Below are 21,526 nucleotides of genomic sequence, written 5' to 3'. Positions count from 1 at the left end.
GAATAGGGTTGGCCTTTTCGAGGAGGCAGGCCATGCAATCCACTGACGACGTGGTCGACATCCTGGCCCGGATGACGCTGTTCGCCGACATCTCCCGGAGCCAGCTTGAAGGCTTGAGCCACTACTTCGACGAGGTGTCGGTAGAAGCCGGCCAACGCCTGTTGCGCAAGGGCTTCGCGGGCGGGGGCTTCTCGGTGATCCTCTCCGGCGAGGCCGCCGTCCACGTCGACGGCGAGCAGCGCATGGCGTTGGCGCCCGGCGACTTCTTCGGCGAGATCTCGGTGTTGCTCGACGAGGCACCCACCGCCGACGTGGTAGCGGTCACCCCGATGCGCTGCCTGGTGCTGAGCGGGCAGGACCTAAAGCGTTTCCTGCTCCAGTACCCCAAGGTGATGTTCCGCCTCCTGCAGGCCATGGCCCAACGGCTTTCCCGGCCGTTCCAGTGGCATGGCTGAGACGGCGAAGCCGTTCCCGCCGGGCGACTACCCGGCGGTCGTCGTGGGCACCGGTCCCGGCGGAATCCAGATGAGCTACGACCTCCGGCGGCTCGGCATCGACCACGCGCTGCTCAGCGCCGATGCGGGACCGGGGGGGATGTTCCGCCGCTTCCCCCTCCACGACCGCCTCATCACGTGCTCCCGGCCGCACGCCCCCGTCGACCCCGCCGACTACGCCTATTACAAGTACGACTGGAACTGCATGGTGACCCGGCAGGCCGAGCATCGAGCGCACGTCTCGGAGTTCACCGACGGCACCAACTACTTCCCCTCGCGTACAGAGCTCGTGCAGAGCATGGGCACGTTCACCGAGCGGGCGCAGGTGGTGGCCCGCTACGACTGCCCCTGGCAAGCGACGCGCCGAGACGACGACGGCCGCTTCGTCCTCACCACGCCCGACGGCGAGTACCGCTGCAAGGTGGCCGTGTTCGCCATCGGCATGACCGAGCCGTGGCGGCCCGCAGTGCCGGGCATGGAGGACGTGCCCCACTACGTCGACTTGGCCGAGCGGGGCCACGAGCCCTACCGGGGCAAGCGGGTCTTCATCATCGGCAAGCGCAACTCCGGCTTCGAACTGGCCGACGCCCTGCTACCGGTGGCCAGCCAGCTCTTCCTCGGCTCGCCGCACGGGTCGCGGCCGTCGATCACCACGGGCACGCCGACGCCGCCACGAGCCCGGTACGTGCAGCCGTTGGAGGACAGCCTCCTGGCCGGTGGCACCTTCGTCCTCAACTGCGGCATCGAACGGGTGGAACGCACGGCGACCGGCTACGTCGTGCACACCGAGGCGACCGGCGGCAGCGGCGAGCGCCGGGCCTACGAGGTCGACGAGGTGATCGCAGCCACCGGCTTCGGCACCCCGCTGCTCGACCTGCCTGCCCTCGGCGTGTCGACCTTCTTCAAGGCCCGCCTGCCCAGCCAGACCCACTTCTGGGAGAGCACGACGGTGCCCGGCGTCTACTTCGCGGGCAGCGTGACCCAAGGCCAAGCGGGACTGCGCAAGTACGGCATCCCCAGCCGCTCGGCGTCGATCGGCGGGTTCCGCTTCAACTGCGCAGTGCAGGCCCGCCACATCGCCCGCACCCACTTCGGGGTCGACCCCGAGCCGCCGCGGCCGATGGCGGCCGACGACGTGGTGCCGTACCTCTTGGCCCAGGTAACGGACGGGCCCGAGTTGTGGCACCAGCCGTCGCACCTGGCCCGGGTGGTGAGCCTCGACGACGACAAGGGGCCGCACGACGAGGGCGTGCTGCCGCTGGCCGCCTTCGTCGACTCGCCCGGCTCCGACGGCGTGGCCGTGGCCGTCGAGACCGACAGCGAGGGCGACATCCACCCCGCCGTCTACGTGGCCCGCGGCGGCGAGGTGACGGAGCACCTGCTGCCCAGCCACCCGATGCACCGCTTCGACGGTGCCGAGTACCACCAGGAGCTGGCCGTCCTGCTGAAGCCCCGATGACGGACACGGGCGCCGTCTTGGCTGTCTTCGCCCACCCCGACGACGCCGAGATCGCCGCCGGGGGCACGCTGGCGCGCATGGCCGCCGAAGGCCGTCCCGTACACCTGTTGGTGCTGACCAACGGCGACCGCGGCTCGCAGGACCCGACCCTCGACCGCGCCGAGCTGGCCACCGTTCGCCGTCGCGAACAGGAGGCGGCGGCGCACGTGTTGGGCCTGACGAGTTGGCGCATCCTCAACGTCCACGACGGCGAGTTGGAGAACACCACCGCGATCCGGGCCGAGGTCGTGCGCGTGATGCGCGAGCTGCGCCCCCACACGGTGGTGACGTGCGACCCCTCGGCCGTGATCCTCGGCACCACCCGCTGCTACTACAACCACCCCGATCACCGGGCGGCGGGCACCATCGCCCTCGACTGCTGCGTCTACGCGTCGGGCAACCCGCACTTCTTCCCCGAGCAACTGGGCGAGGGCTTGGAGCCGTGGGACGTGCCCGAGGCGTTGCTCGGCTGGTCGGTGGAGATCAACCACCACGAGGACGTGACCGGCTACCTCGACACCAAGGTGGCCGCCTTGGCCGAGCACCGCAGCCAGGTGTCGGAGGGCAACTTCGAGGAGTGGCTGCCCAAGGTGGCGGCCAACAGCGGCAAGGTCATCGGCGTGACCCACGCCGAGCCGTTCCGCCGCCTACGGCTCCGCTGAGGGCAGCACGTCGCGCGCCCAGGGCAGGTCCTTCCACTCCGGCGTGGGCGTCTCGTGCTCGACCCGGGGCACGTACGACGAGCGCTCCACCAGTTCGTAGTGGTGGATGTAGCGCGGGCAGTTGGGGAACACCGCCGTCACCGCTACCCGCACCACGAACTGGGCTTCGGGGTAGTCGGCCAGCAACGGGTCGTCGAGGTCGACGCTCGCCGTGCCGTGCACGCGCACCCGGCTCTGCCGTGTGAAGTCGACGAAGAGCAAGCCGACGCCGTGCGTGTCGAGCACGTTGCCGAACGACAGGTACATGCCGTTGCCGTCGTAGTTGGGGAAGGCCAGCGTGTGCTCGTCGAGCACCCGGACGAAGCCGGGGTCGCCGCCCTTGTACGAGCACGACGGCTGGCCGTCGGCGTCGACGGTGGCCACGAACATCATGTCCTGGCGCTCGATGAACGCCTTCTCCCGCGGGCCGACGGCATCCGAGAGCGTGACCTCCACCAAGCGGTCGGCCAGGCGCCGCGTGTCGAATGTGTCCTGCAACCGACGGTTGCCGTCGTGGTAGAGGCTCGCCATGCGCGGACGCTACCGCTGCCGCTCCTCTCGTGCCGGTCCGCAGGTGCATTCCAGCGTCAGCCGGTCGCAGGCGAGGCAGATGACGCCGCGTGTCGGGCCCGCGCAGGCCGGGCACTTCTTGGGCGGACGAGGAGGCGCCACCTCACGCCCCCCGTCGTCGCAGCGACAAGCCGACGGCGACCACGGCAAGCGCCAGCGCGGCCGCCGACATGGCGGCATCCCCGCTGTCGTCGTCGGCGTCGGGTCGCTCCGCTGCCAGTCGAGACAGCGTGGCCAGGTCGCCTTCGGGCAGGACGAACGTCTTGACCTCGCCCGCGGGCTCCTCGGAACCGGCGGGTCCGATCCAACGCACCGCCTCGCCGTTGTCGTAGGTCTGCACAGCGGGGAAACGCAGCGTGGTAGCCGCCTGTGGCGTGCGGGCGGAGAAACCGAACTCCTCGAAATCGCCGGTGCCTATGCGACCGCCTTCCCACGTCACGGTGGCGACGTAGTCCGTGACCTGCTCGCCGAACACCTCGACCGGGGCGGGCAACGGCTTGCGCTCCACCCGGCGCGTCCAGCCGGGCTTGGGCTCGAACGACACCGCCACCAACGAGTCAGGCAGCTGGAGCTCGACCTTCACCGTGGCGGCGTTGTCGCGTTCGTTGGGCACCCGCACGACGAAGCGGGAGAACGAGTTGGTGCGGGCTTCCGTGGGCTGCACGGTGACGTGGGCGGCGGCGGGAACCGCCGTCAGCGCCATTGCCGCTAAAAGAACGGGCACGAGGAACTTCTTCACTGTCTCTCTCCTGATTCGGTCAATCGACGTCGACCGTCGCCCGGGCACGCGCCTCTTCGAAGCGGCCCGTGCGGGCGACGATCTCCAACTCCCAGCGGCCTGCCACCGACAGGTGGCGGCCGTGGACCACGAACCGGCCGGGCGCCACTCGGTGCGCCTCGGCCACCAACGGGCCGATGTTGCGTTCGGCCATGCGGAACAACACGCGGACCTCCTGCACGGACGGGCTGCCGAAAGCCAGCTCCACTGCGTTGTCGCCCACCCGCCCGGGCTCGACCACCACGTGCACGAAGTCGGCCCCGACGGCGACGTGGACTTCCTTCGTGGCGCCCTCGGCGGCAGCCACTCGGGCCGGCGCGGTGTTGACGAGGGCGGCGGTGACCGCCAGGACCAAGGCGCCCAAGGCGACCTCCGCCGTCGCCTTGCGTCGCACCGATCCCCGTCGCCCGCGGTTGAGGAGGCCCAGCCCCACCATGGGCAAGAAGGCCGCCACCTTGGCCAGCAGCAAGACGCCGTACGGCTCGTCGAAGTTCGACAGGCCACCGACCTCGACCACCGAGCGGAACACGCCGGTGGCCACGAGGACGGCAACCGCCACGGTGGCCAGTCGCGAGAAACGCTCGACGGTGTCGTCGGCGAGCGGGCGGAGCCGCACGAGCAGTACGAGCCCACCGAGCCATGCCGCGGCGGCCGCCATGTGGAGGGTGTCGGCCACGACGTTGGCGACCACCGGCGAAGTGGTCCCCGCATGCGACGCCAGTCCCGGCGTGGCCAGCAGGGCCACCGTCACGACGATGCGAACGGCTTGCAGGCGGGCGACGAGCGGCAGCGCCAAGAGCAGCGCCAACCGCAGCCCGGCCACCCGGCCGAAGCGGGTGCCGGCCACGTCGCCGAGCACATCAGGCGACAACGCCTCGGCGAACGAGAGCTCACCGGCCACCGCCCCGTGCAACACGAAGGCCGCCGCCGTCGCCACCAGCGCGACCACCCACGCCACCACGAGCACGCCGCCGCGCCCCACCGGTCCGACCACGAGGCCGAAGGCCACGGCGCCACCGAGCATGAGCAAGGCGGCGAACGTCGACCAGCGCACCACGCCGGCGGCAACGCCGATCGGCCCGCGGTGCGGCACGTCCCCCAGGGTGTCGGCGATGCCTTGGGGGCGGGCACCAGGCGCACCCACGTGGAAGACGAAGGCTTCTTCGATGGGGTGCCCGTCGGACGACACCACCCGCCACGTCACCGTGTAGGTGCCGTCGGGCATGTCGTCGGTGAGGTCGACCTGCACGCCGGTGCGACCGCCCACATGGCGGGGCTCGCCCCGGTCGACGCGCGTGCCGTTGCTGTCGTAGACGCGGACGGCGCCGAACGACAGCTCCACCGGTTCGTTGAAGCGCATGACGACGTCGGCGGGGGCGTCGGCCACCGTTGCTTCGGCCGCGGGCTGCGCCTCACGCACGATGGCATGGGCGTCCGCGGGCGCGACGAAGCCGGTCAGGGACAAGCAGGCGAACGCGAGCGCGAGAGCGCCGCGGCGTAGAGACGACACGACAACCTCCGGGCGGTGCCGGGTGGGCGAGCGGGGAGTGGGTTAGGCCGTGCTCGCCCGCGGCGGTCCGCGGAGACCGATGCCGCCGGCCGAGGGCCGGGAGGCAGCGGGGACGTCGATGCGACGAAGGGGTCGTGCGTCGGCGGCGCGCAACCGTGCCGCCGGTCGGCGGCCGCACAGGGCAACGAGCACGCGCGCCGCCACGCGGCACAACGCGGCGCCCACCACCGCCAGCACGAGCTGTACGGCGAGGCCGAGGGCGACCACGTGCCAGTGGCCGTCGCCGTGGCCGAACAGGACGCGCTCACTGGCTTCGAGCGCCAGCCACCCGGCGCCTTGCAGCACGGCGAGGCGGGCGGCCGTGGCGCGGAACGACGGCGTCGCCCCACCTCGGAGGCCGGTGCGTACGAAGCGGGCAGCCCACGCGGCGAAGGCGCCGAGGGCGAGGGCGACGACGTAGGGCCATGCCTTGTGCCCGGTGCTGTGCAGCATGGCGTGTCGGGCGTCGGGGCCCGGAGCGGCGGCGACGTAGGTGAGCCAGTGCGCAGCCACGATGCCGACGGCGGCGGGGCCGCCGACTCGGGCGCGGTAGCTCACCTCGGTCGACGTCACCGCCGGATCGTACCGACCTGCGAGCAGGGCGGGGTAGGCGTGCGTTCAGTCGGCGGCGCTCGGCGCGGGCGCCACAGGCCTCAGGGCGTTGGGGATCGGCGGCCGCGTGCGCTCAGGAGGGCGATCGGTGCGATGAGGGCGCGGTAGACCGGCCGCAGGAACCAGTTGGGGAAGGTGGGGTTGCGTTCTTCCTCCCACACCCGGGCACGGGGATGGCGGGCCACCAGGCCCGACCGCAGGCCGAGGCCGGCGATCGTCGTGGCCGCCTTGGGGCGGCGCTGCGGCTCGCTGGTGTGCACCTCGATGCGGCACAGGTGCTTGGTGCTCATGTAGCCGTACTGGCTGGGGCTCACCAAGCGGACGGGCGCGCCGTGGTCGCTGTCGAGGGGCCGGCCGTCGAGGTGGTCGGCGATGAGCACGTCGTCGGCCATGGCGTCCTCCAGCAGCACCACCGCCTCGAAGCGGTCGAGGCCCCGGAAGACGACGTGGGTGACCGTCGACCCCGGCGCCAGGGCGGGCTCGACGACCGCCCGGTAGAAGGTGGCGAACGCCACGCCTTCCCACCGCAGGCCGGTGGCCGACCACCCGGCCACGCAGTGGAAGTCGGCAGTGCGTTCGGTGCGCGGGAGGCCGGCCAACTCGGCCACGGGGAACGTGACCCGCTCCGTCACCGCGCCGGCTACGTCGATCACCGGGTCGCCGGGGACGGCCGGCGCCGGGTGGTGCAGGTGGGTGCCGAAGCGGGGAAAGCCGTCGACCCGTCGTTGCCCTGGCGGCAGGGTCATGTGCGCGCCCCTTGCCGCCACGTGCGCTCGAGTTGGCGCATCATCATCGGGTAGACGAGCAGATGGCGGAACGGCTTGATGGCGGCCATGTACGCAGAGCCGAACAAGCCGTTGCGTTTCACCAGGACGGCCAACTGGCCCCGGTAGCCGCCATTGCCGTCGGGCACCCAGCCGAGGTGCAGGATGCCGTGCATGGTGCGATTGGCGAGCTCGGCGGCGAACTCGTCGTCGAGCAGGTACAGCGGTTCGAACGGCAGCGAGTCGAAGGCCGGGCCGGTGGCCTCTCGCAGGTCGGCGGGCAGCCGGTCGCGCAGCGTGGGCCGCGGCGCGTCGGGCTTGTCCCAGCCCAGCAACTCGCCCGCCTTCCACCGGATGGCGAAGAGCGTGCGCACCACGACGGAATGCCTGTTGCCGCTGGGATTTCCCGAGGCCATGGCCCGCACCAGGTGCCCGAAGTCGTCGGGGCCACCGGGCGTCGGCAGCGCCCACACGTCTTCCACCTGGAAGTCGGGGGCCACCTCGTGGATGCGCCAGGGACGGTCGGTGTGGTCCGCGTTCGGAAGCCTCGTCGTCATCGTTGCCCTCGATCCATACGGTAGCGTATGGATCGAGGGTAGACACCTGCCGCAACCCGGCGCAAGAGGAGAGGCACCCGTTGGCCCGTAGCCGCACCCCCCGCACCATGTGGATTACCGAGGGCTTGCGCGCCTTGGCCGCGGGCGGTCCTGACGCCGTGCGGGTGGAGACGCTGGCGCGGGCCATCGGGGTGACCAAGGGCGGGTTCTACTGGCACTTCGAGGACCGCCAAGCCCTGCTCGACGAGATGCTCGACACCTGGGAGCGGGTCAGCATCGACGAGGTCATCGCCCGCATCGAGGAGGAGGGCGGCGACGAACGGGCCCGGCTGCGGCTGCTGTTCGAACTGGCCACGTCGAGCAGCGGGTTGCTGCGGGTCGACCTGGCCGTGCGCGACTGGGCCCGGCGCGACCCGGCGGTCGCCGCCCGCTTGCGCAGGGTCGACAACCGCCGGATGGAGTACATGCGCTCGTTGTTCCGGGCTTTCACGTCCGACGAGGACGACGTCGAGGCTCGGTGCGTGCTCGCCCTCTCGCTCTACGTCGGCAGCCACTTCGTGGCCGGCGACCACGGGGGCCGCAGCCGGGCCGACGTGTTGGCCATGGCCCTGAAACGCCTGCAGGCGTAACGGTTTACGCGGCGGCCAGGATGCCGTCCATCTGGTTCATGGCCGCGGTGATGCCCTCTTCGACGCCCATGGCGATCATCTGCTCCATGGCCTCCAACGACGGGAACTGCGACTCGACCGTCATGCGCGTGCCGCCGCCCTCGCGCTCGGCCAAGGTGACCGTGGTGATGGTGGTGGGCATGTCGTCGTTGGGCGTGCCGGCTTCGTCGGCGAAGCCGTCCTTCAGTTGCAGGCGGGTGGGCGGCTCGACGACCTGCACCTCCCACCAACCGGCGTGCTTGTCGCCCTCGGGCCCGGTCATGAAGTAGGTCACGCGCCCCCCGGGGGTGAGCTCGTGGACCTCGACGGTGGCCGGGTAGGTGGGCGGCCCCCACCAGCGCTCGAGCTGCCGGGGGTCGGCCCACAGCTGCCAGGCCCGCTCGACGGTGGCGTCGAGGTCGGCGGTGATGATCATCGTCAGTGCCTCGGGGTCCTTGTGGACGTTCGTGACGGTCATCGTTCGGTTCCTCCAGTGCGTTCGTCGGCGAGCAGTTCGCCGATCCGGTCGATGCGGGCTCGCCAGACGGCTTCCAACTGCTCGAGAAGCTCGTAGGCCTTGCGGATGGTGTCGACGTTGCCGCGGACAAGCTGCTCTCGGCCGTTGCGCCGCTTGGTCACGAGCCCCGCCTCCTCCAGCACGGCCACGTGCTTCTGCACGGCGGCGAAGCTCATGGGGTAGTGCCGCGCCAGGGCCGAGACGTTGTGCTCGCCTTCCAGCGCCCGCAGCACGATGTTGCGCCGGGTGCCGTCGGCCAGGGCACGGAACACCCGGTCCACTGCGTCATCCGTCAGAGCATTTACAACCATCTGGTTGTAGATAAGCAGGTCTCACTCACGGACGCAACCGCCTGCCTGTGCCGGCGGGGATTCAGTCGGTGTTGAGGCGGGCCACGAGCTCGTGGGCCACGGCGGCGTCACCGATGACGTCGAGGCCGTTGAGCGGCACCCGGGTGTAGAGCGCCAGCAGGAGGTCCGAGGCCGTCCCCCTGATGGCGACGTCGCCCTTGGCGTGGGCGCGCTCGACCTGCCCTTCGGGGTGGACGAACCACTCCCCCTCCACGTCGGTGCAGTGAAGGTGCACGCTCCCCGACAGCGGCTTTTCCGGCCGCACCCCCCACGGCAGCGTGATGGCCAGGACCTCGTCCACCGCGTCAGCCGCGGCGTCGGGCTCGACCGGCTGCGGTCGGCCGGTGGCGGCGTTCTCCATGTCCCATCGGTGCACGGCCGCTTCCTGCACCTGATGGCGGCGCACAAAGCCGACGTTGTGGCCCGACTCGTCCATCGCCCACGTCCACACGGCCACGTCGTCGGGCGTTGTGTCGAGGATGCCGAGCATTCGCTCGGCTTGGGCCCGGCCCCACGTGACCACTTCGGCATGGGTGGCGGGCCGGTCGGGCTTGGCCGCCTCCACCTCGTCGGGTGCGCCTGCCCGGGTCTCGACGTCGGTGCCCCAGAACCAATGCACCTCACCGAGGTGCCAGGCGAGGTCGGCGACGGTCCACGCCGGGCAACTGGGCACCGGCCGGGTGGGGTCGGCCCCCTCGGCCACGTCGTAGAAGCGCTCGGCGTCCGTGCGGATGGCAGCCAGGAAGTCCATACGGCTACGTGTTAGCACCCGGCGCCGCGTGCTGCGCCGCCCGTTCCACCCGTTCCCGGTAGGCCGCCCACCAGGCCTCGTCGGCGCCGGGCGGCAGGTTGTCGTTGTCGGGCCGCAGCCCGGCACGGCCGTCGATCAGTTCCCGCACCACGTCGGCGTGGCCCGCGTGGCGGTTGGTCTCGGCGATCATGTGCACGAGGATGCGATGCAGCGTCACCTGCCTGCGCTCCTCGGGCCACCAGGCGACGCTGCCCACGGCGTCGATCGGCAGGGCCTCGATGGTGGCGTCGGCGTGCGCCCAGGCCCGGTGGTAGAGGCCGACGACGTCGTCGCGCGATTCGCCGGGCGTGGCCCACATGTCGGCGTTGTCCTCGGCGCCCTCGTCGAACCACGGCAGCGGCTCGTCGGACGGACGGCCGAAGGTTGCACCGAAGTACCCGAGCTCGACGCTGGCCACGTGCTTGACGATGCCGAGCAGGTTGGTGCCCGTGGGGGTCAGCGGGCGGCGCACGTCGTAGTCGGACAACCCGTCGAGCTTCCAGAGCAAGGCGTCGCGGCCGATCTGCAAGTACCGGTGCAGGTCGGCCTTCAAGTCACCGTGTGCAGACGACACAGGGAAGTACACGTCGAGGCCGATGGAAAGCTGCAGCCTCGCCAGGCGTTCCGTCTGACGCGGGGAGAGTTCCGGGCCGCCGTGCCCAGAGTGCGAGAGCCAGAAGCAGAACAGGTCGGCCGCCGCCCCGTTGTCGACGACCTCGTGAAGATACGCAGCGTGGGGCTCCACGACGTCGAGCAGCCAATCCACGTGGCGCCGAAGGTCGCGAGAGTCGACGACGCCGTCCGTCGAGAGGATCCAGGCGTTGGTCTTGCGCCTGGTGCCTGTGCGCCCGACCGGGTCGCCTATGCGATAGCTGGTGGACGGGTCGACGCCGAGCACGCCGGTGACGGCATCGGGATCGACGTCGGTTCCGAACAGCCGGAACGAGGCATTGGCCTCGTCGCACGTGGGCCAGTCGTCCTGGTAGTCCTCGGTGTCGGGCACCCGACCATGGTGGGCCTGCCCGGGCAGCGCCTGCTGGCTATTACGTGCTCAGCGCTCGACGTCGACGGAGGTCGAGCCCAGCACGCGCCCGTTGACCTGCACGTCGATCTGGTGGCGGCCGGGGTGGATGTGCCGGATCGACACGTCGTCGAAACGGTGGCGCCGGGTGATCGTCAGCGGTTCCCCGGGCACGAGGGTGCGGCGGGTGAGCTTGAACACCTTGGGCGCCTTGGCGCCGCGCGCCCCGACGTAGTGCACGCGGTAGTCGACCACGGCGTCGACCGGTTCTCCGTCGGTGCGGTCGAGCGAGAGCGTGAAGGTGAGGGTCACGGTGTCGCCGACGCGGATGCGGGGGTGGTCCGGTTCGAAGGCGACCAGGCGCACGTCTTCGTCGACCGACGCACCCAGCAGCCGCAGGGCACGCGGGTCGCCTCGTTTCACCAAGGTGCGCAGGCCGTGGCGGGCCGTCCACGCTGCGTTCGCGCTCCGGTCGCTCCATTGCTCGGCCAGTTCGAGGGCGAGGTCCGGGTGGTCCTTGGCGATGTCGTTGAGGTGGTTGGCCACCGACCGCCGCACGTAGGGCGAGGGGTCGTCGGCCAAGGCGTCGAGCAGGGCGACGTTCGGCATGGGGTCGGCGATCAGCGACCGCAGCAGGCGGGCCCACGGCAGCCGGGGCCGGGTGCCTTCCGACACCAGCCGTCGCACGTGCTCGTCGGGGTCGAGCGCCCACCGGTGCAGGTACTCGTAGGTGAGCGTGGGGTGGCGTTCGATGAACGGGCGCACGGCAAACTCGCTCGACCCCCGTGGCGTCAGCGCGGCGAGCAGCGGCAGCGCCACGTCGGGCTCGTCGAGGCCGGCGCGGGCCACGAACCCGCCGCACGGCAACACGATCCAGCCGGTGAAGGTGGGCGACGCCGCGACCCAGTGCAGCACGGCCGCGGCATCGGCGAACGCGGGCGGCAGGGTCTGTTGGAGGCGCGCTGCGAGCTCGTCGCCCCGGGCCAGGAGCTCCAGCGGCTCCAGGGCGTCGGCCAAGCCACGGGTGAAGCGGCGCGCTGGGAACGCCGACCACGCCCGCGCCATCTCGGCAGCCAACCGGCGACCGGCGTCGACGCCGAGCTCGTCCTTGAACGGCGGCATCAGCCCGCGTCGAGCAGTTCGGGGAAGCGGCCTTGCAGCTCCTGCCACAACGCCGCGGGCGCCGTGAACCGGTCGAAGCGGTAGAGGTCGCCGATGGCCACCACGTCGTCGAGCTGCTTGGCCACCGGCTCGATCCACGTGCGCACCTCCTCGCGAGGGTGCTCGGCCAGTGGCAGGTGGCCGGGGTCGAGGATGCCCGCCCGCAGGCTCGCATTGATCTGCCGACCGCAGCGGCACGGGTTGGCGGGGTCGACCAGCCCGCAGCGGTTGTCGATCACATAACGCAGCGTGCGTCGGGCTCGCGACACCCGCTGACGGAACGCCTCTCGGCTGCACTCGAGGATCTCGGCGCCCTCGACGTGGGTGAGGCCGATGACGTCGGCCAACAGGTAGGCCGCTCGTTGGTCGCGGGGGATGCACAACAACATGCCGTAGGTGCAGCTGACCCGCACCTCCTCGCACAGCAGGCGGTACTCGGCCTCGTCGCTGGTGGGGTCGCCGTCGTCCATGCCTGCGTCGAGGAACGCGGCGAACTGCTCCGGCCCCTGCACCGACGACTCCACGAAGCGCTTGCTGGTGCGCAGCAGGCTGCGGGTGGCGACGGTGTAGGCCCACGTCGTGAACCGTGACCGCCCTTCGAAGCTGCCGAGGTGGGTGACGATGCGGACCAGGATCTCCTGGGTGGCGTCCTGGGCGTCGTGGGGGTGGCCGAGGAATCGCAGGGCCATCCGGTACATGGGGTCTTGGAGGCGGCGGACGAGGGCCGACAGCGCCTCCCGGTCGCCGTCGGCCGCCCGCCGCGCCAGGTCCTCGACGTCGAGGTCGGCGTCGCCGTTGCTCATGCGCTCGCCACCACCTCGCCCCGGCCCACCGGCTCGGCGTCGGCCAGGAAGCTGTGCATGCGGTTGAGGGCATCGAACTCGTCGGCTCGCGCCATCAGCTGCTCCTCGCCGTCGGGGGCGTTCCACGCCAGCACGTCGAGCCACGTCCCGTCGTGGGCCCGCACCAACGTCGCCTGCACCAAGGCCGGGCACAGCCGCTTGGCCTCGGCCACCGCCTCGGCCCGCACCGCCAACAACTGCTCCACGTCGCCCTCGGCCACCTTCGCCTTCCACACCTGCACGTACTCGCTCATGTTCCTCCCGTCTCCGTCGGACGGCGACCGTCGCCGTCGACAAGATGAGAGACACGGTCGACCCCGAGTGTGACAGCGCCTTCGCAACTATGTGTCGCCGGGGCGGTCGGGACAGTACGTCCCTTATCGTGGAGCCGATGGCCGATGAGTCGATGCAGTTGCACGCGGCCCATGCCAAGGCCGAGACGCCGTGCAACCGGGTGTTCGAGGCTCGCCCGTGAGCGACGTGGTGGGGGCGGTGTCGGCGCTGATGCGCTACCCGGTCAAGTCGATGCTCGGGGAGGAGGTCGACGCCGTCGAGGTGGCGGCCGCGGGCGTGGTCGGCGACCGGGCGTACGCGTTGGTCGACGAAGAGACGGGCAAGGTCGTAAGCGTGAAGCGGCCGCGCCGGTGGGGCCGCATCTTCGAGTTCGCGGCGGCGTCGGGAGGCGACGGGGTGACCGTCGCCTTCCCCGACGGGACCCGGGTGGCGATCGACGACCGTGGCCTGCCGCGGATGCTGAGTGACTTCTTCGGGCGCGACGTGTCGGTGGCCGACGTCCCGCCGGCGGGCGCGACGTTCGACGAGGCCTGGGTGCGCGACCTGAAGAACGACGCGGGCCCGTACTTCGACATCCCGTCGAGGGTCGAGGAGGGCGACGAGCTGGTCGACGCCGGGGCATTCATGAGCGCCGGAAGCAACTTCTTCAACTTCGGAGCGGTACACATCGTGACGACGAGCACGCTCCGGCGGCTGTCGGAGTCGGCGCCCGACAGCCGCATCGACGCCCGCCGGTTCCGCCCGAACATCGTGGTGAAGACCGACGAAGAGGGCTTTGTGGAGACGGCGTGGCAGGGGCGGGAACTGACCATCGGAGCGGTGCGCCTGTCGGTCACCTTCACCGTGCCGCGATGCGTCATGACCACACTGCCGCAGGGCGACCTGCCCGCCGACCCCGACGTCCTGCGCGCCATCACCGAGCACAACGCCGTCGACACCTTCGCCACCGGCGTTCTTTACCCCTGCGTCGGCGTCTATGCCGACGTCAAAGTCCCCGGCCGAGTTGCGCGCGGCGACCAGGTGACCGTCGAGGGGTGACCTTCGACGGGCCTCGTAAGCCGGCCGACGTCGCTCCGGATTTCTGTCGTGTGCATCTCCGCATTCCTGGGGTAAACCATCGGGGTGTCCGACAACGAGGCCCAAATCTCGAAGCTCGAGGCCGACGCACAACAGGCCAATGCCCACATCCGGCGCCTGGACGCCGAAGCCGTGGCACGAGAGCAGCACATCGGCGAACTCGACGCGCGAGCGCTGGCGCGCGACCAGCGGATCATCGAGTTGGTCAAAGAGGTCGAGGGACTGCACACGGCGACGGAGTCGCGCTCGGTTATCGAGCGGGCCAAGGGCGTGATCATGTCCACGATGCACTGCGGTCCGGACGCAGCATTTGCGGTCTTGGTGGCGCAGTCCCAGGCGGAGAACCGGAAGTTGCGCGACATCGCTGCCGACCTCGCGGGGCAGCAGGACCGTTCGTAGCCTGCAGGCCCGTCGCCCTGCTACGCGTTGATTAACCCTCGGCGCATGGCGGCGAGCGAACTCCCGGAGCAGGCGGGCCTGGCCTTCGGCGTCGGCTTCACCGTCGAGTGCTTGAACGGCCATCCACAACGCCTCGGAGAGCTTGAGGTCGGCGGACTCGGTGAGCTCCCGGCCGTCAACCCGGTGGCCGAGCTGACATTCGTACGTCGGAGCCGGTTTGTGAACGGGAACCCCACTAGGCAGAAGGGGGATTATCGTTTCCGGCGGCGGAGCTGGTGACGCCGAACGGCGTCTCGTATCGCGAGCCGCGACGGAGCCAACGACATGAGTGACGCCGAACGCCAGCGCCTCGACCTGCGCACCCTGCTCGCTGCGGTCGAGGCCGCACCACCCGTCGCCGCCGTGGACGTCCTGGCCCGCGAGTTGGCGACGATGCTCGACGCAACCGCAGTCAGTCTCCTCATCACGAACTTCAGCGGAGACGCGGTCGTCCGGATGGCGCACGTGGCCGACACGAGAAAGACGCGAGAGGGGCGCAACGAGCGGACCGAGTCGCTCCCCCTCGCGGGCTCGGCCCACGAGGAGGTGCTCCACAGCCAGGAGCTCGACGTACGGCAGCTTTCCGACGGCTGGCAGCTGCTCGTGCCCGTGACCGAGCGAGGCGACGCCATCGGGATACTCGAGCTCTCGCTGCCGCATGCTCCTGACGAGGACGTCCTCGAGTACGTCGAGTCGGCCGCTCATGCGCTCGCCTACGTGCTCATCGCGTCCCGACGCCACACGGACTTGTTCGAGTGGGCCCAGCGCGACATGCCGTTCTCGCTCGCCGCCGAGATCCAACGACGACTCCTCCCGTCCGCGTACACCATCGAGGGCGGTCCCTTCACCGTCGCGGGGTGGCTGGAGCCCGCTGCACATGTAGGCGGTGACACCTTCGACTACGCCATCGACCGCGAGTACCTCTATGCGTCCCTCACCGACGCGATGGGCCACTCCACCACCGCGGCGATGCTCGCGACCCTCACGGTCGGCAGTCTTCGCAACACGCGGCGCTCCATCGCCTCGCCCGCCGAGCAGGCCGGCGCAGCCAACCGGGAGCTGCTCGAATCGGCCGACGCCGACCAGTTCGTCACCGGCCTCCTGCTCCGGATACGGCTCGCGGACGGCACGGCCGAGATCGTCAACGCCGGACACCCTCCGCCGTTCCTGCTCCGCCAGGGGCGAGCGGCAGAGATGGACCTGCCCTCTGACCCGGCGCTCGGCGTTCTGGACATCCAGCACCGCACCCATCGCATCGGCCTCGAACCCGGTGATCGGCTCCTGCTCGTCACCGACGGGTTTCTCGAACGGAACGCCGCCCGCGTCGACATCCCCGCGACGCTTCAGCAGCACGCCCAGCGCCATCCCCGCGAGATCGTCCGAGAGCTCGCGAAAAACGTCCTTGCCGCCACCGCCGGACGACTTCGCGACGACGCCACCGTCCTGTGCATCGACTGGCACGGGCCTGGGGAGTCACGAGACGCCACCGCCGGCGCCACCCGGACCCGCGCTACCACCTGAGCGTGGCGGCCAACCCCGTCTGCGTGTGGCGGGCGAGCGGGTGGCCCGGTGACCGTTTCGGTGAAGGGCTCGCAAATGCAGGCCGAGGGCCCGCCGGTGGTGTGGCCGACCGTTACGGCAGGGCGACCGTTACGGCAGGGCGACGAAGCGCCCCAGGAAACGCCGGGCCGAGGGGGTGTCGAGCCGGTAGGCGACGTTGGTCGCCTTGCAGTACGTGTCGCCCGTGACGGTGGTGGCGGCCAGCAGGTTGGAGCTGCCGAGGAAGTTCGGGCCGCCCGAGTCGCCCTTGCACGTCCCGCCCCAGCCCTGCGCCTCGTTCTGCGACATCTTCAGCCACGTCGCCGTCGAGGTGGTCAGCGACGCCGTTGCCTGCTCCCGCACCAGCGGGGCGGCCTGGGTCGGCCGGCCGGCCCCGTCCTTGGTCGCCTCGTGCTTGCCGTAGCCCACGGCCGTGAACGTCCGGCCCCGCAGGTCGGCGCCGTCGAACGCTCCTGCCTCCGGCAGCTCGGCGGGCGTCACGCCGCGCACCTCGCGATCGAGCACCACGACAGCGAGGTCGTGGGGATCGCCCTGGCTGCGGCGGTACTCGGGGTCGGTGTGCAGGGTGCCGCCGACGAGCACCGATGACGAGTCGAAGGCGCTGTCGAAGGTGACCCACGCCCGGCTCATCCCGAGCGACTCCAGGTACGACGTGCAGTGGCCCGCGGTCAGGAAAACCCGCGGGGCGACGAGCGTCCCCGAGCAGAGCACCTCCTTGACCCCCGGCGAACGCCACTCGGCCACGAGGGCACCGACGTTCGGGTGCTCCTGGCCGTCGGGGTTTCCGTTGGCGATGGCACCGCCGGGGGCGGCCGGCCCCAAGAGGGCCAGCGAGGCGACAGCGAGGGCGATGACGATCCGAGGGGACAACCTGCGGCTCCGTGTTCGTATAAGGCGGCGGGTGATCGACGGAATAGTCCGTTCGGACTAGTCCTTCGGCCCGAGGCAGGCCTCCCTTGAGCCCGAAGTGGGCGAGCACGGGAACGGTCCAGGGTCACGCCCTTGGACGGGGTTGGGTCAGCGGGCCGCGTGCCGGACGGCGGTCGCCTCCTTCGGAGCGGTGCTGTCGATGCTGACGTGGCCGACGGTGGGGTCGACGGTCACGGTGGCACCGTCGGGGATGTGGGACGTGGCGGCGGTAACCCCGACTACAGCGGCGATGCCGTGTTCGCGGCAGACGAGGGCGGCGTGGCTCATGAGGCCGCCGTGGTCGGTGACCAAGGCGCCGGCGACGGCCATGATCGCTTCGAAGGCTGGGGTGGTGTGCGCGGTAATGAGGACGTCGCCGGGCTGGAGGCGATCGAGGGCCTCCTCTGCGGATGCTGCGACGCATGCACGGCCGGTGTAGGGAGCGGTGCCGACGCCGGCGCCGGTGCCGGTCCAGCCGGCGGTCTCGACCCGCTCGGTCTTGAACGCCTGCTCGAGCTCGAACTCCATGAGGATGGCGGCGAGCAGCTCGGCGATCGCCGCCGGGAAGAGGTTCGGGTCCGGCGGGGGTCCTTCGTCGGCGCCGAGCTGCGCGGGTGCGCCGTCCGCCTCGGCGGCGGCGATATGCGCGGTGCGAGAGGCGGCTTCGTCCCCGAGGCTCGTGTCACCCGCGAGTGCGGCGGCGATCTCGGCCTGGCCAAGGGCGAACACGTGGGCGTCCTCGCGCAGGACCCCGCGGTCGGCGAGCCGTCGGCCGGCTTCGAGAAGGGCGCGCCGGACGAGTCCGCTCGGCCACATGAAGGTGAGTGCGACGTTGTCGTCGCGCACGCCATAACAGGCCCGGGCGTCGCCGAGCAGCTCGTCGAACCGATCCCGTTCGGCGGCGGGGACTCGGTCGCGCACCACGTTGACGTCCACTGCGGGCGGCGGGTCAGCGCTCTCGGCCGCCACGGCGATCGCCCGCAGGAGGACATCGGGAAGCTCGACGAGGGCGAGCCCCCGGGGTGAGTACTGCGTGACAACCCGCCAGCCGAAGTCCGCCAGGTACGCGTCGAGCGCGGCGGCGGCTTCGAGGCTGGCGGCGCGGATGTCGTCGAGCGTGTGGGGCTCCACACCGGCTTGGTCGAGGGCTCGCGCGATCGTCGCCAGGTGTTCGGCCGACGCCGTCGAGGCCGGTGAGGTTCCGGCGAAGAGCGGGAACACGTCGCCGGGGTCGATACCCCAGCCGCGTGACGCCAGCAGCATGCGCCCGACGGGGACGTTGTGGATCGGGAGCAGCTCGAAGTGCGTGCCGATACCCCGTTCGAGGTGGTCGGCGGCCCGGCGCAAATGGTCGACGAGTGCCGCATCGTCGAGCTCCTCGATTGCCTCGGACTGCAGGGCGCGAGCGGCGTCGAGCAGCCTTGCCCGCCCGTGCTGCTCCCATTGCCGCCGATCGACGTTCCACAGCTGCTCGTCGATGGCCCGCCGGGCGGCCCTGGCCCGCCGCCGCAGCTCCGGATGCACTCGAGCCAACACCTTGAGCACGAAGGCCGGAGGGGCCTTGCTCGGCTTTCCGGGCTTCGGCTCGGGGGCGCCGATCGGACGCATCCGGGCGTAGCAGTGGTCGTTCACGAACCGGACCTCGACGTAGTCGACCGGCAACCCGTAGCGGGCTGCGGTCTCCCGGAAGCAGTCGCGGAACGCGGTCGGTGCCAGCTCCTGGAACACTCGGGGCTGGCCGCCCCGGACGTGGGTGCTCTCCAGCTCCCACAACCCGCCCGCGGGCGCCTTCCACTCGATCCTCATTCGGCCTCCTTCGGCTCCAGTCGGTGTCGCATCTCGGGATCGCGGACGGCGGCGATCAGAGCCGCCACCGCCCACGACACCGTCGCCGCTGCCGCGTCGCGGTCCAGCCCGGCGTAGTCCTTGAGGAACAGCACGCCGCTCGACGAGGTCACCAGATGGATGAGCGCCGTGAACCGTTGGGTTTGCTCGTCGCTCAAGCCGGCAATCTCGTCGGCGAACGCCGCCTCGACGAACGCGCGCCGTTCCCCGGCCGAGCGCCGGTGCGATTCGCGGCCCGCCGCCGTCGCGAACAGCGCGCGGTACAGCGGCTCCAGCTCGTACACCGCCCGCACGGCGGGTCCCGTCACGCTATGGAGCTCCTCCGCGGTCGTGGGCGGCAAACCGACAGACGCCTCGAACCGTTCCTTGATTGCGGCGAGCACCCCCGCCAGCAGATCGTCCTTCGTCGGAAACGCCCGATAGACGGTCCGCACCGCCACCCCGGCGCACTCGGCAACGTCCTGCATTCCGAACCCGGTGTCGTCGCTTTGCAGGAGCGCCACGGCTGCGTCGACGATCCGGTTCCGCGTCGCCGCCGCCTGCTCGGCGCGAAGTGGGCTCGAGTAGGGCTTGCCCGTCTTCGACTTCATGACAGACAGTCAGCCTTCAATGCATGCGCTCTGTCAACGCTCCAACGGGACAGCAGTGACCGCCGCTACCGTCGGCAGCTCAGCAGGGCTCGCCGACGGGCTCGACTGCACGATCTGGACTACGAGCGCTCGTCGGGGTGGGCGATCCGGCGCAAGTCGAGATCTGTGATGCCTTCGAAGTCCACCGGGTTAACGGTCTAGAGGGGCAGGCCGTTGGCGATGGCCGTAGCGGCGATCATGTTTCCTCGGGAAAGCCGTATCGCACTCCGGGACCGCCTCGAGCATCGCCAATCTTCGCGATGAGCCGGCGGGCGCGCATGTCCGCGAGCAGGTTGCGCGCTCTGTACACGTCGATGTCGAACATCCGCTGGACCGTCTTGTTGGTGATGAAGCCGTACTCGCGAATGTGCTCGAGAACCTTGTCGTCCGAAGCATCGATCTGACGTCGGCGGTACGCGAGTGCGCGGGCCAGCCCCGCTACGGCCTCTGAGCGAAGGCGATAGGTCGGAGTCGGATGTTGTGCAGTTCGCCGAGTTGGTTCCGTGATTCGAGCCTCGGTCATGCGCTGGAGGACGCGCTGCGCCTCTGCCGGCGAACGCTGGATCGTTTCAGCCAACGCCAGAGCATCGACCGTTCGTTTCCGCCTCAGGACAGATAGCGCGAGCAACACTTCGACGTCTCGAGCGAGCGCCTCGGGAAGCTCGGTGATGTAGCGCACGAAGGACTTGTTGCCCGTACCACCCGCCAGCGTGGCCTGCACGAGTAGTTGCTCCGTTCGGAAGGTGGGCGGTTCCTTCCCGTTGCGCAACATCTCGCGGTACGCCCGGTCGATTCCTTGGCCCGTCCGTTCAGCCAGCTGCAGGAGAGCGACCGTTTCCGTCAGCAAACGGTTTCTCGGGGTCGACGGGTACGTGAGAATGTTGTCCGGCGAGACACCTGCTACGAACCCTCCCGGACTTGAAATCGTCAGCTGATCGCCCGTGTGCTCGATGTCGACCGTGCCATGGGTTTCGTACGACCGGTGGATCAACCCGTTGACTATCAACTCACGAACGGCATCGATTGGATAGTCCGACAGCGACAGCTGCACCCCTCCGGGCAAGTTGAAAGGTTCGATATAGCTGCGTCGTCCAACGGCATCGATGAGGAGTTCAATCGCCGCCAACATTGGGTCACGTCCCCGGAGCCGGTAGCTTGCCTCGGCGCCCGAGGTCGCTCGGTACTGATATGAGTAGCCGTACTCGGGTAGTTCGATCGCCAGGCGTTCGGGAGGGGCGAGCAGCAGTGCTCCGGCTCGGTTCACCGTATCTTCACCAGCGACGAGCCGGAGATCCGTCAGCAGCTGCGTGGTGGCGAGGGATGCCAGATCCTGTCGACCCGCTCGGCGAAGTAGCTGGCGAAGACGCTCGATCTCGAGGGCCGCTAGCTCGTCGAACCGGACCGTCGTCGCCTCGGCAGTCCAGTCGATGAGTCCCCGGGATGCCAGCACCTCTCGCTGTTGGTCCGGGGTGAACGGCAGACACTCGGTACCCATTCTCCTCGTGGCGAGGCCCGCGGAGTTCGAGCACGTGCCGACGGCGGGGGGTACAGAGATGACCATCAGCCTTCGCCCGTGCTCTTGGCGCTCCACGACGAAGCACGTCAGGCTCGGCCGGGTTCGGTCGAAGATCCCCTTCCGGACGATGTCGACGCCGAGATCACGCGGGACGTCGACGAACGCATCGGGGCCGCTTGCTTTGTCGTCGACCCCGAGCACGATGTCGCCGCCCCGCGCGTTGGCGAAGCAAACGGCGGCATCGGCCAGGAGACGCAGCGTTTCCTTCGGGTCACGCACCGGCTGCTTGAACTCAAGCGCGTCGCCTTCGAGCTGACCTGCTCGGGCGCCCATGGCGATGCTGGCCAGCGCCGAGTCCACAGAGGTGACAGTGACCACGGACTGGATGCTAACTGATACAGTCTGCA

At 70.3% G+C, this 21,526-nt stretch carries 25 protein-coding genes; 8 read left to right on the top strand and 17 right to left on the bottom strand.

Features of this window, described 5'->3' with window-relative positions; all coding sequences use genetic code 11:
- Positions 1-32 precede the first annotated feature (32 nt).
- Genes VM938_13570 through VM938_13560 form a run of 3 tightly spaced genes read left to right on the top strand, consistent with a single transcriptional unit; the run spans position 33 to position 2,654 of the window.
- Entirely contained in the window at positions 33-455 is a 423-nt protein-coding gene (locus tag VM938_13570; protein HVF76064.1) for a cyclic nucleotide-binding domain-containing protein, read from the top strand.
- The gene (locus VM938_13565) at positions 448-1,953 is read left to right on the top strand and encodes an NAD(P)-binding domain-containing protein (protein ID HVF76063.1); all 1,506 of its coding nucleotides are present in this window, start codon (positions 448-450) and stop codon (positions 1,951-1,953) included. Before VM938_13570 ends, VM938_13565 begins: the two co-directional genes overlap by 8 nt.
- Positions 1,950-2,654 carry a PIG-L deacetylase family protein gene (locus VM938_13560; protein ID HVF76062.1) on the top strand — a complete coding sequence of 235 codons (705 nt, stop codon included), beginning with the start codon at positions 1,950-1,952 and terminating at the stop codon, positions 2,652-2,654. The genes VM938_13565 and VM938_13560 overlap by 4 nt, the downstream gene beginning before the upstream one ends.
- Here VM938_13560 and VM938_13555 read toward each other — a convergent pair.
- The 6 genes from VM938_13555 to VM938_13530 all read right to left on the bottom strand — a co-directional run bounded on the left by VM938_13555 (position 2,640) and on the right by VM938_13530 (position 7,523).
- Positions 2,640-3,224: a pyridoxamine 5'-phosphate oxidase family protein gene (locus tag VM938_13555; protein HVF76061.1), complete on the bottom strand. Its 585-nt coding sequence runs from the start codon at positions 3,222-3,224 to the stop codon at positions 2,640-2,642. The two genes, VM938_13560 and VM938_13555, sit on opposite strands and share 15 nt — an antisense overlap.
- Before the next feature lie 142 nt (positions 3,225-3,366).
- Complete coding sequence (locus tag VM938_13550; GenBank protein ID HVF76060.1) at positions 3,367-4,002, bottom strand: YcnI family protein; 636 nt, start codon at positions 4,000-4,002, stop codon at positions 3,367-3,369.
- A 19-nt stretch (positions 4,003-4,021) separates the two neighbouring features.
- Positions 4,022-5,506: a copper resistance protein CopC gene (locus VM938_13545; GenBank protein HVF76059.1), complete on the bottom strand. Its 1,485-nt coding sequence runs from the start codon at positions 5,504-5,506 to the stop codon at positions 4,022-4,024.
- Between the two features lie 87 nt (positions 5,507-5,593).
- Complete coding sequence (locus VM938_13540) at positions 5,594-6,163, bottom strand: hypothetical protein (GenBank protein ID HVF76058.1); 570 nt, start codon at positions 6,161-6,163, stop codon at positions 5,594-5,596.
- Positions 6,164-6,243: 80 nt separating this feature from the next.
- The gene (locus VM938_13535) at positions 6,244-6,948 is read right to left on the bottom strand and encodes a molybdopterin-dependent oxidoreductase (protein ID HVF76057.1); all 705 of its coding nucleotides are present in this window, start codon (positions 6,946-6,948) and stop codon (positions 6,244-6,246) included.
- The gene (locus tag VM938_13530) at positions 6,945-7,523 is read right to left on the bottom strand and encodes a DUF2867 domain-containing protein (GenBank protein ID HVF76056.1); all 579 of its coding nucleotides are present in this window, start codon (positions 7,521-7,523) and stop codon (positions 6,945-6,947) included. Before VM938_13530 ends, VM938_13535 begins: the two co-directional genes overlap by 4 nt.
- A gap of 80 nt (positions 7,524-7,603) precedes the next feature.
- Between VM938_13530 and VM938_13525 the strand changes: the two genes are divergently transcribed.
- Complete coding sequence (locus VM938_13525; GenBank protein HVF76055.1) at positions 7,604-8,152, top strand: TetR/AcrR family transcriptional regulator; 549 nt, start codon at positions 7,604-7,606, stop codon at positions 8,150-8,152.
- Between the two features lie 4 nt (positions 8,153-8,156).
- On the opposite strand, the gene VM938_13520 is transcribed toward VM938_13525, so the two are convergent.
- The 7 genes from VM938_13520 to VM938_13490 all read right to left on the bottom strand — a co-directional run bounded on the left by VM938_13520 (position 8,157) and on the right by VM938_13490 (position 13,105).
- Positions 8,157-8,648, bottom strand: coding sequence for an SRPBCC domain-containing protein (locus VM938_13520; GenBank protein ID HVF76054.1), 492 nt, complete (start codon positions 8,646-8,648; stop codon positions 8,157-8,159).
- Positions 8,645-8,968 carry a metalloregulator ArsR/SmtB family transcription factor gene (locus tag VM938_13515; GenBank protein HVF76053.1) on the bottom strand — a complete coding sequence of 108 codons (324 nt, stop codon included), beginning with the start codon at positions 8,966-8,968 and terminating at the stop codon, positions 8,645-8,647. Before VM938_13515 ends, VM938_13520 begins: the two co-directional genes overlap by 4 nt.
- Before the next feature lie 91 nt (positions 8,969-9,059).
- Entirely contained in the window at positions 9,060-9,788 is a 729-nt protein-coding gene (locus VM938_13510) for a maleylpyruvate isomerase N-terminal domain-containing protein (protein HVF76052.1), read from the bottom strand.
- A 4-nt stretch (positions 9,789-9,792) separates the two neighbouring features.
- The gene (locus VM938_13505) at positions 9,793-10,830 is read right to left on the bottom strand and encodes a DUF664 domain-containing protein (protein ID HVF76051.1); all 1,038 of its coding nucleotides are present in this window, start codon (positions 10,828-10,830) and stop codon (positions 9,793-9,795) included.
- 48 nt (positions 10,831-10,878) lie between these two features.
- On the bottom strand, positions 10,879-11,970 hold the full coding sequence (locus VM938_13500; GenBank protein HVF76050.1) for a hypothetical protein: 1,092 nt from the start codon (positions 11,968-11,970) through the stop codon (positions 10,879-10,881).
- Positions 11,970-12,812 carry an RNA polymerase sigma factor gene (locus VM938_13495; protein HVF76049.1) on the bottom strand — a complete coding sequence of 281 codons (843 nt, stop codon included), beginning with the start codon at positions 12,810-12,812 and terminating at the stop codon, positions 11,970-11,972. Before VM938_13495 ends, VM938_13500 begins: the two co-directional genes overlap by 1 nt.
- Positions 12,809-13,105, bottom strand: a complete 297-nt coding sequence (locus tag VM938_13490; GenBank protein HVF76048.1) for a hypothetical protein — start codon at positions 13,103-13,105, stop codon at positions 12,809-12,811. Before VM938_13490 ends, VM938_13495 begins: the two co-directional genes overlap by 4 nt.
- Positions 13,106-13,322: 217 nt before the next feature.
- Here VM938_13490 and VM938_13485 point away from each other — a divergent pair, with 217 nt between their 5' ends.
- From VM938_13485 to VM938_13470, 4 genes are all read left to right on the top strand, one after another.
- Positions 13,323-14,183 (top strand): MOSC N-terminal beta barrel domain-containing protein, encoded by an 861-nt coding sequence (locus tag VM938_13485; GenBank protein HVF76047.1) that lies wholly within the window; start codon positions 13,323-13,325, stop codon positions 14,181-14,183.
- 84 nt (positions 14,184-14,267) lie between these two features.
- Positions 14,268-14,621: an ANTAR domain-containing protein gene (locus tag VM938_13480; protein HVF76046.1), complete on the top strand. Its 354-nt coding sequence runs from the start codon at positions 14,268-14,270 to the stop codon at positions 14,619-14,621.
- 45 nt (positions 14,622-14,666) lie between these two features.
- The gene (locus VM938_13475; GenBank protein ID HVF76045.1) at positions 14,667-14,900 is read left to right on the top strand and encodes a hypothetical protein; all 234 of its coding nucleotides are present in this window, start codon (positions 14,667-14,669) and stop codon (positions 14,898-14,900) included.
- Between the two features lie 45 nt (positions 14,901-14,945).
- A complete protein-coding gene (locus VM938_13470; GenBank protein ID HVF76044.1) occupies positions 14,946-16,181 on the top strand; it encodes a PP2C family protein-serine/threonine phosphatase in 1,236 nt (411 codons plus the stop codon).
- Between the two features lie 129 nt (positions 16,182-16,310).
- Here VM938_13470 and VM938_13465 read toward each other — a convergent pair whose 3' ends face one another.
- From VM938_13465 to VM938_13450, 4 genes are all read right to left on the bottom strand, one after another.
- Positions 16,311-17,090, bottom strand: a complete 780-nt coding sequence (locus tag VM938_13465; GenBank protein HVF76043.1) for a trypsin-like serine protease — start codon at positions 17,088-17,090, stop codon at positions 16,311-16,313.
- Between the two features lie 147 nt (positions 17,091-17,237).
- On the bottom strand, positions 17,238-18,935 hold the full coding sequence (locus VM938_13460) for a PEP-utilizing enzyme (protein HVF76042.1): 1,698 nt from the start codon (positions 18,933-18,935) through the stop codon (positions 17,238-17,240).
- Positions 18,932-19,564: a TetR/AcrR family transcriptional regulator gene (locus VM938_13455; GenBank protein ID HVF76041.1), complete on the bottom strand. Its 633-nt coding sequence runs from the start codon at positions 19,562-19,564 to the stop codon at positions 18,932-18,934. The genes VM938_13460 and VM938_13455 overlap by 4 nt, the downstream gene beginning before the upstream one ends.
- 235 nt (positions 19,565-19,799) lie before the next feature.
- A complete protein-coding gene (locus VM938_13450; protein HVF76040.1) occupies positions 19,800-21,497 on the bottom strand; it encodes an ATP-binding protein in 1,698 nt (565 codons plus the stop codon).
- Between the last annotated feature and the right edge of the window lie 29 nt (positions 21,498-21,526).

The organism is Acidimicrobiales bacterium (assembly GCA_035536915.1).
Taxonomy (GTDB): domain Bacteria; phylum Actinomycetota; class Acidimicrobiia; order Acidimicrobiales; family JAHWLA01; genus JAHWLA01.
This window is presented reverse-complemented; position numbering and strand designations above follow the sequence as displayed.

What these genes read in the sequence shown, in the direction of transcription:
- VM938_13570 (HVF76064.1), top strand. Translation starts at nt 33, where the DNA reads ATGCAATCCACTGACGACGTGGTCGACATCCTGGCCCGGATGACGCTG.
- VM938_13565 (HVF76063.1), top strand. Translation starts at nt 448, where the DNA reads ATGGCTGAGACGGCGAAGCCGTTCCCGCCGGGCGACTACCCGGCGGTC.
- VM938_13560 (HVF76062.1), top strand. Translation starts at nt 1,950, where the DNA reads ATGACGGACACGGGCGCCGTCTTGGCTGTCTTCGCCCACCCCGACGAC.
- VM938_13555 (HVF76061.1), bottom strand. Translation starts at nt 3,224, where the DNA reads ATGGCGAGCCTCTACCACGACGGCAACCGTCGGTTGCAGGACACATTC.
- VM938_13535 (HVF76057.1), bottom strand. Translation starts at nt 6,948, where the DNA reads ATGACCCTGCCGCCAGGGCAACGACGGGTCGACGGCTTTCCCCGCTTC.
- VM938_13530 (HVF76056.1), bottom strand. Translation starts at nt 7,523, where the DNA reads ATGACGACGAGGCTTCCGAACGCGGACCACACCGACCGTCCCTGGCGC.
- VM938_13520 (HVF76054.1), bottom strand. Translation starts at nt 8,648, where the DNA reads ATGACCGTCACGAACGTCCACAAGGACCCCGAGGCACTGACGATGATC.
- VM938_13510 (HVF76052.1), bottom strand. Translation starts at nt 9,788, where the DNA reads ATGGACTTCCTGGCTGCCATCCGCACGGACGCCGAGCGCTTCTACGAC.
- VM938_13500 (HVF76050.1), bottom strand. Translation starts at nt 11,970, where the DNA reads ATGCCGCCGTTCAAGGACGAGCTCGGCGTCGACGCCGGTCGCCGGTTG.
- VM938_13495 (HVF76049.1), bottom strand. Translation starts at nt 12,812, where the DNA reads ATGAGCAACGGCGACGCCGACCTCGACGTCGAGGACCTGGCGCGGCGG.
- VM938_13490 (HVF76048.1), bottom strand. Translation starts at nt 13,105, where the DNA reads ATGAGCGAGTACGTGCAGGTGTGGAAGGCGAAGGTGGCCGAGGGCGAC.
- VM938_13475 (HVF76045.1), top strand. Translation starts at nt 14,667, where the DNA reads ATGGCGGCGAGCGAACTCCCGGAGCAGGCGGGCCTGGCCTTCGGCGTC.
- VM938_13470 (HVF76044.1), top strand. Translation starts at nt 14,946, where the DNA reads ATGAGTGACGCCGAACGCCAGCGCCTCGACCTGCGCACCCTGCTCGCT.
- VM938_13460 (HVF76042.1), bottom strand. Translation starts at nt 18,935, where the DNA reads ATGAGGATCGAGTGGAAGGCGCCCGCGGGCGGGTTGTGGGAGCTGGAG.
- VM938_13455 (HVF76041.1), bottom strand. Translation starts at nt 19,564, where the DNA reads ATGAAGTCGAAGACGGGCAAGCCCTACTCGAGCCCACTTCGCGCCGAG.